General features: G+C 52.9%; 10 protein-coding genes and 1 riboswitch. All 10 genes read right to left on the reverse strand.

Features of this window, described 5'->3' with window-relative positions:
- Positions 1-47: 47 nt before the first annotated feature.
- Positions 48-1,787: a thiol reductant ABC exporter subunit CydC gene (cydC, locus tag DCC85_RS20790; RefSeq protein WP_108467274.1), complete on the reverse strand. Its 1,740-nt coding sequence runs from the start codon at positions 1,785-1,787 to the stop codon at positions 48-50.
- Positions 1,784-3,523 (reverse strand): thiol reductant ABC exporter subunit CydD, encoded by a 1,740-nt coding sequence (gene cydD, locus DCC85_RS20795; RefSeq protein ID WP_108467275.1) that lies wholly within the window; start codon positions 3,521-3,523, stop codon positions 1,784-1,786. The genes cydC and cydD overlap by 4 nt, the downstream gene beginning before the upstream one ends.
- A complete protein-coding gene (cydB, locus tag DCC85_RS20800) occupies positions 3,523-4,539 on the reverse strand; it encodes a cytochrome d ubiquinol oxidase subunit II (protein ID WP_108467276.1) in 1,017 nt (338 codons plus the stop codon). Before cydB ends, cydD begins: the two co-directional genes overlap by 1 nt.
- Complete coding sequence (locus DCC85_RS20805) at positions 4,526-5,929, reverse strand: cytochrome ubiquinol oxidase subunit I (RefSeq protein ID WP_108467277.1); 1,404 nt, start codon at positions 5,927-5,929, stop codon at positions 4,526-4,528. The genes cydB and DCC85_RS20805 overlap by 14 nt, the downstream gene beginning before the upstream one ends.
- Positions 5,930-6,533: 604 nt before the next feature.
- The gene (gene ade / locus DCC85_RS20810; RefSeq protein WP_108467278.1) at positions 6,534-8,330 is read right to left on the reverse strand and encodes an adenine deaminase; all 1,797 of its coding nucleotides are present in this window, start codon (positions 8,328-8,330) and stop codon (positions 6,534-6,536) included.
- Positions 8,331-8,508: 178 nt separating this feature from the next.
- Positions 8,509-8,610: riboswitch (purine riboswitch) on the reverse strand.
- Positions 8,611-8,663: 53 nt separating this feature from the next.
- Complete coding sequence (locus tag DCC85_RS20815) at positions 8,664-9,059, reverse strand: nitrous oxide-stimulated promoter family protein (protein WP_234414253.1); 396 nt, start codon at positions 9,057-9,059, stop codon at positions 8,664-8,666.
- Positions 9,060-9,230: 171 nt separating this feature from the next.
- On the reverse strand, positions 9,231-11,213 hold the full coding sequence (locus DCC85_RS20820) for a S9 family peptidase (RefSeq protein WP_108467279.1): 1,983 nt from the start codon (positions 11,211-11,213) through the stop codon (positions 9,231-9,233).
- A 172-nt stretch (positions 11,214-11,385) separates the two neighbouring features.
- Positions 11,386-13,116: an ABC-2 family transporter permease gene (locus tag DCC85_RS20825; RefSeq protein ID WP_108467280.1), complete on the reverse strand. Its 1,731-nt coding sequence runs from the start codon at positions 13,114-13,116 to the stop codon at positions 11,386-11,388.
- Complete coding sequence (locus tag DCC85_RS20830) at positions 13,113-13,904, reverse strand: ABC transporter ATP-binding protein (protein WP_108467281.1); 792 nt, start codon at positions 13,902-13,904, stop codon at positions 13,113-13,115. Before DCC85_RS20830 ends, DCC85_RS20825 begins: the two co-directional genes overlap by 4 nt.
- A 156-nt stretch (positions 13,905-14,060) precedes the next feature.
- Positions 14,061-15,506: an alpha/beta hydrolase family protein gene (locus DCC85_RS20835; protein WP_108467282.1), complete on the reverse strand. Its 1,446-nt coding sequence runs from the start codon at positions 15,504-15,506 to the stop codon at positions 14,061-14,063.
- Positions 15,507-15,545: the final 39 nt, after the last annotated feature.

Here is a 15,545-nt window from a genome sequence, read left to right on the forward strand (position 1 = left end):
CGCTTATAAATTACATAGTTTAGCGCATGAGTCATCATCAGCCCTCTCTATGAGGGCCGATCCAGCGCATACAGTCTCCGGTAGCGCTCGGAGCTCTCAAGCAGCTCCGCATGCGTGCCCCGCATCTCAACACGGCCGCGATCCATGAAGATGATCTCATCCATTCGCTCGGCTGCTGCCAAATGGTGAGTCACCCATATCAAGGTCTTCCCTTCAACAGCGGAGAAAATCGTCGACAGCAGCTCACGCTCGGTATGAGGGTCCAGCCCTACAGTGGGTTCATCCAGAATCACCACAGGCGTATTCTGAAGCAGTATCCGGGCCAGAGCTACACGCTGTCGCTCTCCACCCGAGAAGCGCTGCCCCGTCTCGCGCATCGGCGTATCATAACCTTCAGGGAGAGAATCAATCAGCGTGCCGATTCGGGCGACCGCGGCGGCCTGTCTCAGCTCCTCCTCGCTTGCATCCAGCTTACCGAGGCGCATATTATTGGCAACGGTCGTATCGAACAGATGCGGCGACTGATTCAGCACGGCAATGATCCGGGCCATATCCTCGCCGTAGCGCATCGCGGACTGGCCGTTGAGATGAACTGCGCCCGTGCTGGGCACCAGGGCGCCTTGGATAAGCTTCAGCAGGGTGGACTTGCCTGCCCCGCTGCGTCCGATGATCGCCACCTTTTTCCCTTGCGGAATATCCAGGCTCACACCGTCAACCGACTTTTGCCCAGCTGCCCCGTAGGCAAAAGACACTTCCTCAAGGTGAATATGAACCTCGCGCTCTGCCTGCAACAGAGCCTCCTCTTGAATATGGCTGCCCTGAGGAATCCCTGCCGACGGATCGGTAATGCGATTCAGCCGCTCCAGTGAATCCTGGTACTGAGGAACACGCTCAACAGCCTCCGCGATGGGCAGGAATGCATCCATCAGTGGGAAGACGACGAGCACAAAAGCTGCGATCAGCGTGCCGTCAATCGAGCCGTCAGCATAGCTCTGTCCGGACCAATATATGGTCGTTACGACTACAGCGCCGACAATGAGCTGCGCGGCAAATGACCGCCACCGCACCCAGGTACGAAGGGACCGCTCGATGTCGGTCACACGGGCCTCATCAGCTTCATATGATTTCACAAACTGTGGCGCCCGGCCGCTGATGACATAATCGCTAATGCCCATAACGGCATCGGTCAGCCTCTGATACAATGCGCCGCGATCCTGCTTCAAACGGCGGTGCCTTGCCCGGGTAAGCCGCCAGGAAATCCAGGGCAGCACCGCAACGAGCACGAAAATATAACCCGCGGCAAACAGCGCAAATTGCCCATCGAATCTTCCGACAGCCACGATGGCCAGAATGTACAAGACTAGAGCGGTTATACCGGGAAAGACGGTGCGAATGTAGACATTTTGCAGGTTCTCAATATCCTCGGCCAGTACACCTAGAATGTCCCCCGTACGATACCGGGATTTAAGGAACAACGCCTGGGGCTCAAGGATTCGGTATAGGCGGACCCGCATTTTAGAGAGGATCCGGAGCACCGCATCGTGCCCTACGAGACGTTCTACATAATGCAGAACCGACCGGCTGATCCCAAAGGTCCGAACGCCGACGACCGGAATATAGACCATCAGAATATTTTCCGGGCGAAGTGATGCCTTGGAGATTAAATAGCCGGAGGTGAACATCAGCATCGCTGCAGAGAGAAGGGTGAGAATGCTCAGCAGCACGATGATGGCGAACCGCCAGAAATAGCTTTTGACATAAGGGCGGAACCACGATTGCCCGTTCATTCTACTCCCTCCCTTTCTGCTCGCAGCAGTCCATAATACGCTCCCTCACGGGCCAGCAGCTCTTCATGAGTGCCGATCTCAGCCACTTTGCCCTCTGAGAGAACAATAATGGTATCCATCTCCTTCATCCAGTGCATCCGGTGGGTGGCTAGCAGAATAAGCTTGTTCTGGAACAAAGGCAGCATAGTCTGCTTGAGCTCATATTCGGTCTCAATATCCAGATGCGCCGTCGGTTCGTCCAGCAGAATCACCGGGCGGTCGCTAAGAAAAGCCCGTGCCAATGCGACCCGCTGCTCCTGTCCGCCGCTGAGCGGTCGTCCCCCTCCGCCAATCTGCTCGTCCAGGCCGTCCGGAAGGCTTTGCACCAGCTCACTAAGCCCGGCGGCCTGAACTGCCTTCTGTACATCTGCAAGAGACGCATCCGGCGTATAGAAGCGGATATTCTCCGCCAGCGTACCGCTGAATAAGTACGGACTCTGGGGGATATAGGTGATCTGCTGTCTCCATACCTCAAGGGCCAGCGTATTCATGACGCTGCCGTTCAGAGATACCGTTCCGGACGTCGGGCTTAAGAAACCGCCCAGCACATCAATCAGCGTAGACTTGCCTGCACCGCTCTCTCCGATGATCCCGATGCGGGCGAGCCCCTGAATGTGGAAAGAGACCTCCTCCAGTGAGCTGCGGACTCCTTCGGCATGGCGAACGGACAGCGAGCTCAGAATCAGCTGGCTCTCTTCCGTCCAGTTCAGGCTAGAGGCATCGGCTTCTACGGAGCTTGCTTCTGCTTCTTCTTCCGAGGTGGTGGCCAGAATATGCTGTATCACTTCCCCGGCTTCCTTCCCATCCATCGTAGCGTGGAAATCAGCCCCCACCATCCTCACCGGAAGGAAATACTCAGGTGCCAGGATCAGCACCGTCAACGCGGGAAGCAGGTCAATATGGCCGTTGATTAGCCGCAGGCCCAAGCCCACGGCTACGACAGCCACTGACATCATCGTGAAGAAGTCAAGCGCAAAGGAGGACAAGAAGGCCACCCGCAGCGTCTTCATCGTTGCCGAGCGGTAGTCATCGCTCACCGTACCGATCGAGCGGGCATGGTCCTTACTCCGGCCCAGGTACTTGAGCGTCTCCAGTCCGCGCAGTGAATCCACAAAATGATTCGACAGCACGCGATAGCTCTTCATCTGGCGCTCTGTTTGGCGCCGGGCTGTAAGCCCAACCAGGATCAAGAAAATAATCAGTATAGGTAATGTGAGTGTCAGAATAATCCCTGACGTTAGATCCTTCATATACACAAACAAGAGAATCAGACCTGGCGTCAACCCTGTTGCCAGCATCCGTGGAAGGAAGAGTTCCAGATAGGCTTTGAACTTGGAGATCCCATCCAGCACCAGGGTTACCAGCTTGCCCGTTCCTTCCGTCTTGGCAAAGCGGGGCCCCAGCCGAAACAGCTTGTCCATCAGCTGCTGACGCAGAGCGCTACCCGTCCTCTCCCCGAACCGGTAAGCCGTTCTCTGCTGCAGCAGGACCGTCAGCTGACGGACTGTAAAAGCAAGCAGGAACAATACGGTCGTCCCGTATTGCTCCCGCAGCGGCTCACCGGCAAACAGGGCGGTAATAACCTCCGCCAGCCATTTTGCCTGCAGTATGATTGCAATGCTTTGAATCAGGGTCAGTCCGGCCATTGCCGCCATGACCGGTCTTATCCCTTTAAGCCTGAGTAAATCGCGACCCATTAATATTCCAGATGCTGTTTTTCGTGAACCCGCTTATGGAACACGAAATAGCTCCAGATTTGATAACCGAGCACAAACGGCAGCAGCGAAATCGCTACGATGCTCATGACTTTTAGAGAATAGTGCCCCGATGCTGCATTGTCGATCGTCAGGTTGAATGCCTGATCAATTGAACTGATCATCACGTTCGGGAATAAGCCTACAAACACGGCGCCGATTGCTAAAGCAATAACCGCCCCGGTCATCCCGAACGCCCAGCCATCCTTCCCTTTCGTCATGAAGTAGCCGGATAGCAGGAAGGCCACCAGGCCCAGAACGGCGAGCACGCTCAGTACAGCTCCATGAGCTTCGAACACATTGGTCTGATAATAAGTCATGACAGCAAACACCACCAGCAGCACTGCCAGCGGATACAGCAGCGTCTTCGCCAGCTTGCGAGCCCGTTCACGCAGTTCCCCTTCCGTACGGAGGGTTGTGAATACAAGGCCGTGAATCAGGCAGACCAGCGTTACCGTAATTCCGCCAAGAAGTGTATACAGGTTCACCATGTCGAACAGACCGGCCTTCATCTCCATCTGCCCGTCGATCGGCAGACCCTTCATAAAGCCTGCGAACACCACGCCGAGCAGGAACGGAGGCAGAAGACTGCCCAGGAAGATACATATATCCCATGTCTTCTTCCATCCTCCATGTTCGACCTTGCCCCGGAATTCAAAAGCCACACCGCGGGCGATCAGAGCGAGCAGCAGGACAACGAGCGGTGTGTAGTATCCGCTGAACATCGTCGCATACCAGTTCGGGAAGGCAGCGAAGATCGCCCCGCCGGCTGTCAACAGCCACACTTCGTTCCCGTCCCAGAAGGGCCCTATAGAATTAATGAGCACCCGGCGCTGGCTGTCATTCTTCGCCAGGATGCCCGTAGACATGCCGACCCCGAAGTCGAAGCCTTCCAGGAAAAAGAACCCGATAAACAGGACTGCCACCAAGATGAACCACAGCTCATTAAGAGACAGCATGATATCCCTCCTTGCCAAATGGGTCGCTGGACTTGTTGTCTGTCTTATCCAGCGCATTCGGACCTTTCTTAATTGTGCGTACGAACAAGTACACCAGAATAGCTCCAAGCACGGTATAAGCCGTACAGAAAGCAATCAGGGAGAACAGCACCTGACCGGCCGTAACGCTTGGGCTGACACTGTCAGCCGTGGTCATCAGACCAAATACCGTCCAAGGCTGACGGCCCATCTCTGTCATGATCCAGCCGGAAGTGTTCGCGATCACCGGCAGGGCAATCGCCCAAAGCATAAAGCGGTTAAACCATTTATTATTTCGTTCCAGCTTCTTGCGTGCAGCGAGGTAGGTGCCGTAAGCAGCCAGTACGATCATCAGGCAGCCAGCGGCCACCATGATACGGAAGCTCCAGAATGTAGTGCGGACTGGCGGAATATAGTCGCCCGGCCCATAGGTCTTGATGTATTCATCATTCAGCTCATTGATCCCTTTGACCTCCCCGGAGAACTTGCTGTAGGCCAAGAAACTCAGCAGATAAGGAATCTTAAGCTCATACTTGTTCTGCTTCGTATCCGGATCGATCGAGGCTATGACCGTCCAGCCAGCAGGGTCGCCACTCTTGCCCCATTGCCCTTCGGATGCCGCCATCTTCATTGGCTGAGTCCCAATCAAATACTGTGCCTGGCTGTGTCCGAAGATCGCTGTCAGGAAAGATGCAATCAGCGCAATGACGACTGCGATTTGGAAGGATTTTTTGAAAAATTGAATGTCCTGCTTCTTAAGCAGCTTATACGCACTCACTCCACAGACCAGGAATCCGCCGGTTGCTAGAGCCCCCAACACGGTATGCGGGAATTCAACCCAGAGTTGTCCGTTGCTCAGCAGGGCGAAGAAATCGTTCATCTCAGCCCGGCCATTGTTCACGGTGAAGCCTACTGGGTGCTGCATGAACGAGTTCGCGGCCAGAATCCACAGCGCGGAAAGCGTTGTGCCAACAACCACCAGCCAGATGCACAACAGGTGCACCTTCTTGGACAGACGGTCCCATCCGAAGATCCATAGACCGATAAAAGTAGATTCCAAGAAAAAGGCTAGCAGCGCTTCAATCGCCAGCGGCGCTCCGAACACATCCCCTACGAAGCGGGAATAATCGGACCAGTTCATCCCGAACTGGAATTCCTGCAAGATCCCGGTTACAACACCGACTGCAAAGTTAATCAGGAAGAGCTTGCCCCAGAACTTTGCCATCTTCTTATACTGTTCCTTGCCTTTGACAACATACATCGTTTCCATAATTGCAATCAGGAATACTAGCCCGATTGAAAGAGGAACGAAGAAAAAGTGGAATATCGTTGTCGCGGCGTACTGGATGCGTGCTAACAATAACGTATCCATGTGAAAATCTCTCCTTCTTTCTATTCAAATTTGATCGTAAAATAGGGTAGTTTTGTGATTCAGATCACTCTTCACTATATTGGCAGACATAAAAAGATTTCATTGTGATAAATATCACATAAATAGGAGTAAAAGTTTAAATTTTGTGACTGAAATCACATAATCGTAAAATTTGAACACAAAGAAAGCATATTTGAATGAGAAGTTTGTCATTTTTGGCCGCATATCTCATTGACAATCACAGTAGCTAAGCTGTATTTGTTACAGATTGTTCAATTTTGAACTTTGTCTATAGCCCTTATGGGTCATGCGAGGCACTAAGACGTTAAGATATCCTTTAATAAGAATTAGATTGCAGGAAAGGAGTGTGACTACGGGTTGACTTACATTATCATTTTAGCCCTTGCCGGCGTATCAGGATTTCTAGGCGTGTCATGGTTTACCGCTATGATCAGTAAGGAAGAGGCTGAAGCTGTTAAGCATTAATGTTGATATACGAAATCGAAGTCTAAGTGCTTTGAAAGTTGACTTCAGCCCATGAATATAGGACAAAATATAAACGCCGTACTCTTGTTACAGAGTACGGCGTTATTTTATTTCTCGTCTACATTTCGGTTTCTACCAGTTCAAATTTCGTCACATCGACCAATCCCCTGTTCGAGATCCGCAGATCCGGAATAACCGGCAGGGCGATCAGGGAGAAGGTCATGAACGGCGCGTTCAGCGGGCAGCCCAGCTGCTTCCATGCCGCTTCGAGCGCCTGCACCTGCTGAACAACTTCCTGAAGCGGCTTGTCGGACATTAAGCCGGCAATCGGCATCTCTACCCGGGCCAGCACCTGGCCATTCTCCACCGCGATCATCCCGCCGCCGCAAGCGGCCAGCTCATTCGCCGCCAGCGCCATGTCCTCGTCATTCACGCCCATTACCAGCAGATTATGGCTGTCATGGGCCACGGTTGAGGCGACTGCGCCGCGCTTCAGCTGGAAGCCGCTGGTGAAGCCAAGGCTGATCTGCCCGCTTGCCCGGTGCCGCTCAATACAGGCCAGCCGTACAATATCCTGGGCAGGATCCGGCTGGATGATGCCGTCCAACACCGGCAGCACGGCAGTTCTGCCCGTGGTGCGTGCGCTGTTCTCGATAGCCTGCACCACGCGCACCTTGGTCTCCTTTGCTTCCTTCCCAGCGCGGCTTGCCAGCTTGAAGTCATTCGGCGTCTGCGGCCGGGCCAGCCGGACCGAGCTGCGAGCCTTCGCCGGGTATTCGTAAGCGGGAAAGGATATGATGAGCTGCCCCTGCTCTGCAGCCAATAAGCCGTCTATGATCACGGCAGAAGGCTCCATTCGCTTCAGGTCATCCAGGAGCAGAATATCGGCGCACTTGCCGGGCGCAACTGCTCCCAGATCCTGCTCCAGCTTGAAGTAGCGGGCTACATTGAGGGTCGCCATCTGAATGGCGGTGACCGGATCTACGCCCTCCTCTATCGCGCGGCGCACCACATGGTTGAGATGCCCCAGCTCAACCAGCGTCTGCGGATAGACATCGTCCGTGACCAGTGAGATATTGCCTGTAGGCACTTTATCCTCGGTCACGACCTTAATCACTTCCTTCACATCATGCCAAGCCGAGCCTTCTCGGATCATCAAATGCATGCCCATCCGAACTTTCACCAGGCCCTGCTCCCGGGTAACCGTCTCATGGTCCGAGGTTACTCCTGATGCGATATAGGCTTGCAGCATATGCTCATCATCGCTAGGGAAATGGCCGGTCACAGTTTTCCCTGCCCGCTGTGTCGCCGCAATTTCTCCGTGCATCTTAGGATCGCCATAGATAACACCAGGGAAGTTCATCACCTCTCCCAGTCCCTCAACGCCTTCCCAGGTCAATCCCTCTTCAACATCCTTCACTTCAATGGAGGCGCCTGCATCTTCCAGGCCGTCGGTTGCAGGAACGCAAGAGGGATAGGTGGTGAACACCTTGAGCGGAAGCTGGCGCCCCTCTTCATGCATCCAGCGTACCCCTTCGGCCCCGAATACGTTAGCGATCTCGTGAGGGTCCATAAATACACCCGTTGTCCCTTTGACTAGTGCAGCCTTAGCAAACTCGGTGACAGTCATCATAGTGCTCTCCACATGCATGTGACCATCAAGCAAGCCAGGAGCGATATACCGGCCTGCAGCATCAATTACCCGAGTAGCCTCCCCAATCGTATAATCGGCATCTCCGACAAAGGCCACCCGCCCTGCAGAGATCGCCACATCTACTCCCTCCTGCAGCTCCCCGGAATACACATTAACCAAGGTTCCGTTCTTAATGACAAGCTCAGCCGGTTCCTCGCCAAGCGCTACCTTTGCTAGTCTTGCACTCACTTCATCCAGACGTTTTCTCCCATATGCATCCATTGCTTTTTGTCCCTCTTTCTATGTGATTCACGCTAGTTCCATTGCCTTCGGCAGCAAAAATTGCATTCCATAACAAACAGCCCGGCGGCATCGCTGCTTCCGGGCTGTTATGTCTGCATATAGGTAGAGGGGATACCCTTTGAAGCCGCGGCACACATGGAATGTGGCGGCGCTACAGGTATCCCGCTTCAATAAATGCAGTCAAGTCATTTAAGGTGACCCGGTAGAAACACCCGGGCCATATCCCCGGGCATATGCATTATTAAGCTTGTATTCAGGTACATTCATGAACCATTCGTGTTTTCAGCAATTATAACCGAAATTGCTGTGAAGTCAATGGGAAGTCTTCTTGGCTCCATCCCACAGGTGGCGAATCGCAAGTACCGGATGCCTGCTTAGCATCCGTGGCCCGGCGTACCGCATCACCTTGCGAATCTGCTCCTTCATGAGCGGCTGGTAGCAGTGAATGGAGCAGTTAACGCAGGTCGTCTTCTTCTCGCCAAACCGGCAGAGGGTAAGCCTCTGATTAGCATAGTCCAACAGTTTCATACAATCCGGACATAGCGCAGCCTGCCGGGTGCCAATCGTTGTAATGGCACGTGCCTCCTCCTGCCGATCGTTCCCATGATGGGCTTTGCAGTAGATGACGATCATCCAGGCTACCGTGATCTTCTCTCTTCGAATCCGCGGCCCGTCTACGGCGGGAGCCTTTGGTTCTACTAGACTCAAGCTTGATCTGTCCCTTCTCTATCGTGATTAGAATAGAAAAAGGCGATACTTCCCGATTTGGGCGTATCGCCTTGGCTTTGTCTATCATATCCTATTGTTCACAACATTAGCCTGGACAAACCTCACATTACAGGTGACCTATCCATCCAGCCACCTTGAACCCATCAGGTTTTAACGCTCCAAATAGCGGTTGAACCATCCTGCAATCCGGTTCAGGCGCTCGACTCTTAAGACAGGCCGCCCGGTACGGGACAGGTTGTGATTCGATCCAGGGAAGCGGACCAGCTGGGTCTCGCGTCCAAGCCGCTTAAGCGCTGTGTACATTTGCTCGCCCTGCTCAATGGGACAGCGCAGATCCTGCTCGCCATGCAGAATGAGCAGCGGGGTCTGTACGTTATGCACATAAGCGATCGGAGAGTGCTTCCATAGACGCTGTGTATGCTCCCACGGATTGCCGTCAATCTCCATCTCGGTAAAGAAGTAACCGATATCACTGACCCCGTAGAACGAGAGCCAGTTAGAGATCGAACGCTGTGTAACAGCCGCCTTAAAGCGATTCGTATGGCCGACGATCCAGTTGGTCATAAATCCGCCGTAGCTGCCGCCGGTCACAACCCAGCGATCATTGTCGATATAATCGAACCGGGCGGCCGCTTCGTCCACGGCTTCCATCAAATCTTGATAGTCGCGTCCGCCGTAGTCGCCGCGGCAGGCGTCCACGAACAGCTGGCCGTAACCATGGCTGCCGCGGGGATTCGTATAGACCACAGCATAGCCCTGTGCAGCGAGCAGCTGGAACTCATGCATAAAGGTGTTGCCGTACATGGCATGCGGCCCGCCGTGAATCTCAAGCACGGCTGGGTATTTCTTGCCTGGCTCCTGCCCTACCGGAGGCAGAATCCAGCCTTGAATCTTCTCACCGTCCGAAGCCTTGAACCAGAACTCCTCCGGCTCGCTGATCTCCAGCTCCTCTAGCAGCTCCAGATTACAGTAAGTCAGGCGGGACTCCTTGCCATCTGCCAGGCTGAACCGGTACACATCGCCCGGCTGAGAAGCATCAGCAGACGCATAAACGAAGCTGCCGTTTGTTTGATCCATAGCGAAACCATAAATTTCACGCGATCCATGCGTCAGCACTTCATATTCTCCGCTGCCATCCAGGGAGAAGCGGTAAATCTGAACACTGCCTTTCGCTGAAACCAAGGTATATACAGAGGAACCGTCTTTGCTAAATACCGGCTTATAGAAGCCGCCTGAACGCATATCGCTGATCGCCACAGCCTCAATGATCAGATCGAGCTTCGCTGTAAGGCATTTCACACTGCCTCCACAGGCGGGAATGCTGTATAGCCTAGTCAGTGTAGCGTTGCTGTAAGAGTGATCGCTTGCCAAGAAAATGATCTGCTGTCCATCCGGAGAGAACACCGGAGATGCAATGTCCAGATCAGAGGCCGTAAGCCTGCGGCTCTCTCCGCCTTCCCGAGGAACGAGGAACAGGTCATTGGTCATGATGAGATCCGGGTCTGCCGCTTCATCTTCGGGGCGATTAGCCACATACAGCAGCTCACGGCCATCTGGCGACCAGGTGAAGGAATAGACATCGAAGTCACCCTCAGTCACCTGCACGACTTTTCCTCCAGAGAGCTGAACCGTAAACAGATGAGAGCGTCTTCCATCCCATTCCCCGCTGCCATCGGATTTCGGCTTGGTCCGGTTCGAGACAATCACCTTGTTGGCTTTGTCTTCCTTATCATCTTCATCCGGGCCGCCTGTAGCCGCCTTATAGGCTAGACTTTTACCATCAGGTGACCAAGCAAAGTCCGAGACGCCATGCTCAGCAGAGGTGACTGGCACAGCTTCTCCACCATCTTGCGCTATGCTCCATACCTGCATCTTATCTTTATGCTTCCGCAGAAAGGCAAGCTTGGTGCCATCAGGGGACCAGGACGGGGCCGAATCCCGTTCGCCGGAAGTATACGGGCGGTCTTCCCCTGACGAATCCAATAGTCGAAGGCTCGACACATAACCTGTACGGTCTTCATTTACTTTTTTTACGACATATGCCACCGAACCGTTAGCCGGGCTGACATCAAGTCCGGTTACCCATGTAAATTGGTATAAATCCTCTGCGGTAATGCGCCGTCTCTTTCCCATGATCACGCTTCCTCTCTGTCTATAATCCATAGGGCTATCCTGTTTCGCTTTAATCAAGTACTGGGCGAAATCTTAACAACTATCTTAAGTCCACCCCTGGTGAACGTCAAGAAGTGAGGCAACTATGCCCACTAGGTTAGCATAACCGAAAATTAGACTTGACCGAAGAGGCTTAACTCCTAGCTTGTTGTGAAGAAGGGGTAAAAGAGGTGAAACCGTAGCGCCAAATCACCGCATTCGCTACTACCAGCAGTACGATATAACCATAAACCCCGTAGCTAATCAGAGTTGCCGCATAATGAACGCCTGCAAATGCCGCCAAAATAATCATTAGCCCAATCATCTTTACCGTCTCCGAGGATTGAACGGTTTGGAACGGCTGCGTGAACGGAAGCTCCTTGCTCAGCATCAAGTGCGAGACATAGGTGTACATGAACAAAGCCAGCAGCACAGCGATCAAGTCTGGGATGATATGCACGCCGAACAGGATCGCAAAGACCACCGACTCAATCAGGAACAAAGGTACCAGCAGCCGGGCAAGGAACGCTTTAAGCGTTCCCTTATAGATCGAGCCCATATCTTTGAGAGGAATCGTCCGGAAGACCCATGCGCCCTTATAATTGCCAGAGTAGCGAAGCATCAGGACCACCGAAGGAACCAGCAGCGCACAGAAATATACGAACAGATACATTCGGCCTGATGTAATTCCGCTTAACCCATTCTCACTTCTGGCCGCAAACAGAAATATAAACGGAAATATAATGGAAAACCCGAGGGTCGGGTATACTTTCAGCTTAAACTCTCGCTCCCTGCTCATCATAGTGGAAGCAAACCCAAAGAACACGGACTCTTCATGGGTTGAGGTAATGAGGCGGGAGAGCCATGTCCAGAAGCGGCTGCGTCCCTTCCCTTGCTTGCCGGCCTGCTCGGACAGCTTGGATAAATTCCGCTCAAAAGCAGGCATGAGCTTGATATAGATCATAATGGCAGCCAGTGGAATGGCGAGGGCCAGAAGGGCCAACATCACATAGTATGTACCGAGTTCCCTGTGCAGCAGAACCTCGAACGGCGCTGCGAACCACACGGGAGGAAGCAGAAACTGCCACCATCTCGGCTCAAACTGAAAAGAGAAGTTGACCACATCAAACAATCGCACAACCAGCTGGTAACCGACGGTGATTCCAATCGTAAGCCCGATTTGGACATAGTTGATAATGTCCTTAAGCTTTTCTCCATCAAAAAACTTCAGAATGACAAAGTAGAGCAGGGCCGTGAGCACGACGATCAGCAGGTCCATCAGTATAACCTCGGCCAGATAGATCAGGAAGAACCCAATTCCATGTCGTATCAGGCCGGCGACCAATGAAGGGATGGTGACCGCCCCCGTGATGAAGAACATATAGATCAAAATATGCAGGGCTTTCGCCATATTGACTGTTCGCCGGTCTACCGGCTTAGAGAACAGAATATTCTTGTCCCGGATGTCCAGCAGCACGGAAGAGAAATCGGACACGAGCGATGTTGAGATCATGAATATAATAATGCCGAATACGATGCTCATCTGGAACATGTAATTCTCCGGCATCAGCACAAAAGGAATCAGCACCAGCCCGATTAATGCGTACATCCACAGGGAGCGTAAAAAACGGTTCCCGTCCGCAGCCTGCTCCTCCATTCTCTCCGAAGGCGGCGCCGTATTCGCAGTCTTACCGCCAAGCAGGCTTCCTGTTTGCTTTTGCTTACTCTTACCGTAGCCTGAATTAGATGCAATGGTCGGCACCCGTCGACCGTCCATGGTCAGCTTGACCTGCAGAATTCTGCGCATCACGGGATACTGGATGCCCATTCGCTCGAATAGTCCCCGGAACCGGTCCAGAAGCTTCAGCGTTTGGAAATCCTTCATAGCCGCACCTCATTTACCACGGATACGAAGGCTTCTGCCATATCACGATGCTCATTGAACCCAGTGAGCTGATTAAAGATATCCTCCAGCGTTCCCTCGTGATTCTGCGCCTTCAGTTCGGCAAAGCTTCCATCGGCCACGATCCGTCCGCCATCAATCAGAATAATCCGGCTGCTGATCTTCTCAACCACATCCATAATGTGCGAGGAGTAAAAGATCGTCTTCCCCTGCGCTGCCAGCAGGGCCAGAATCTCCTTAACCACCATAACACTGTTGGCATCCAGCCCGCTAAGCGGTTCATCGAGAAACAGAATATCCGGATTATGCAGCAGGCTGCTGATAATCATCACCTTCTGTCTCATTCCCTTGGAATAAGAAGAGATCCGGGAGCGGTATACGTCCTGCAGGCCAAGGATCCCCATCAGGTGACGTCCGCGCCGTTCGGCATCCTCCGAACGGAGCCCGTACAGCTCGCCAATAAAGGTCAAATACTCCTCTGCCGTCAGCGTATCATAAATCTCCGCAATTTCCGGCACGTAACCGATCCGGCTCTTGTATTCCATACTGCCATCAGCAATATCGGTCCCCAAAATCTTGACATCGCCCGTATAGCCCTCGACGAGACCAAGCATAATTTTGACCGTTGTGCTTTTACCCGCTCCGTTGGGTCCGATATAACCGATAATTTGCCCTTGATAAACATCCAAATCAATTCCATTTAGTACAAATTTCTCGCTGTATCTCATTCTTAAGTCTCGAATCGTAATGACAGGCTCGGTAGAATTCATTCATAGGCTCCTCTCTTATTCCCCTGGCTGGTGCAAGGAGGCATCTTCTTGGCACATCCCCATATATTACCGATTGTACCAGTTGCTAATTATACCATATGAATCTAAGTCCATCCTACGTTATCTATCATCTAAGAGCCTCTCCCGAGGTAACTTTTAATGCTGTTTAAATCCAACCTCCGGATAGGCCGCAGCTGCTGCTTCGAGACCCCCGGTCTTTCCCTTTAAGTAGTTGTCAAAAAAGGCCAAGGTAAAAGCGTTAACGACCTGGTGCACATAGCGCGGATCTTCTCCCTTCAGCTTTAGCATAGGAGAGAATAAATGAAAGTCCGTATAGCTCATATGATCCGTATTCGGAATTAGCATGGAATATCCGCCTCCTGCGGTCGCAAGGGCGCGTCTGTGCTGCCCTTCCTCCCAGAACTCTTCATAGGAAGCGCGGCTTTTACCTGTAGTCTGAATGGCTTTGTCCAGATTCGCTTCAAAAATAGTTTTGTTCAGGCTCTTCTCCGCGTTCATCAGCAGGAATGGTTTGCCGATACCTCCAGCCGGAGCCGGCTTGCCGTACAATACGCCGTCCATGTCGACCGCCGCCTTGATTCGTGCGTCGTTCATCAGCATCTGTGCAGCAGCAGCACCTCCATAGGAGTGTCCGAACATCCCGATGCGGGTCATATCCATCCGGCCTTTGAACTGTGAAGCCTCCACTCCTGAATTCAGCCCAGTCAGTTGATCCAGCACAAAGCTCACATCTCCCGTCCAGAGCTTCATATGGTCGTCCAGCTTGTCAAATCCCGACAAGTTCTCAAAACGGATAATTGCCTCGCGCCCATCCGGGAAGACGGTAGCGGCAGCATCATAGGTGTGATCAATTGCTGCTACAATATAGCCATGGCTTGCAAGCTCCTCCAGCTCAAACGTGTTCTGGCTGCGGAAGCCTGTTAGCCCGTGGGAGAAGATGAGCAGCGGATACGGCTGATCTGTAACAGCCAGCTTAGCATCGATCAGCGCATGTGTCTGTATCTGCCCCAAATGACTCAAGGCAAAGGACGGAAGCGACAGCGCCTTGTTGAGTCCTTCGGCAATGGCAGAAGCTTGGTCGGTGTACGCAGCTGTACCTTTGCCGGATGAGGCTTCAGCTGGATACCACAGCTGGACCATCAATTCCCGCTGATCCGACGGGTCCTCAGTATATTCTTCTTTACGGCTCTGATCCACCCAATGATATACTGTAGTTCCAACCGCGTATTCTCCTGAAGGCTTCTTAAATGTAAACACGGGCATGAGGAGCGGGAGCACGATGGAGACCAGCAAATATACGGCCAGCAGCAGTGCCTTGCCGGTAATCCGCAGCACCCGATAGCGCTTCTCTACACTTTCCCGCGGCCTAATTGACGCTGCACGCTTCAGCAAGAACAGCGGTGAGAGATATGCCGGCACCATCTGCCAGCGCCAGCCTTCTCCTAGGCCCTGCACCAGTATAACCAGCAGGAACGTGGCCATCACGGCCCATACCCATTTCACCTTTAGCTTTGGCTGAAACCACACAAAGGCAAGTCCGGCGCCAATGATGATCAGCAGAATGATTTCCCAAATTCTCATCTATAAATCTACCCCCTAAGTAAACTGCTTCCCTTATGT

It is taken from the genome of Paenibacillus sp. CAA11 (genome assembly GCF_003060825.1).
Lineage (GTDB): Bacteria > Bacillota > Bacilli > Paenibacillales > Paenibacillaceae > Fontibacillus.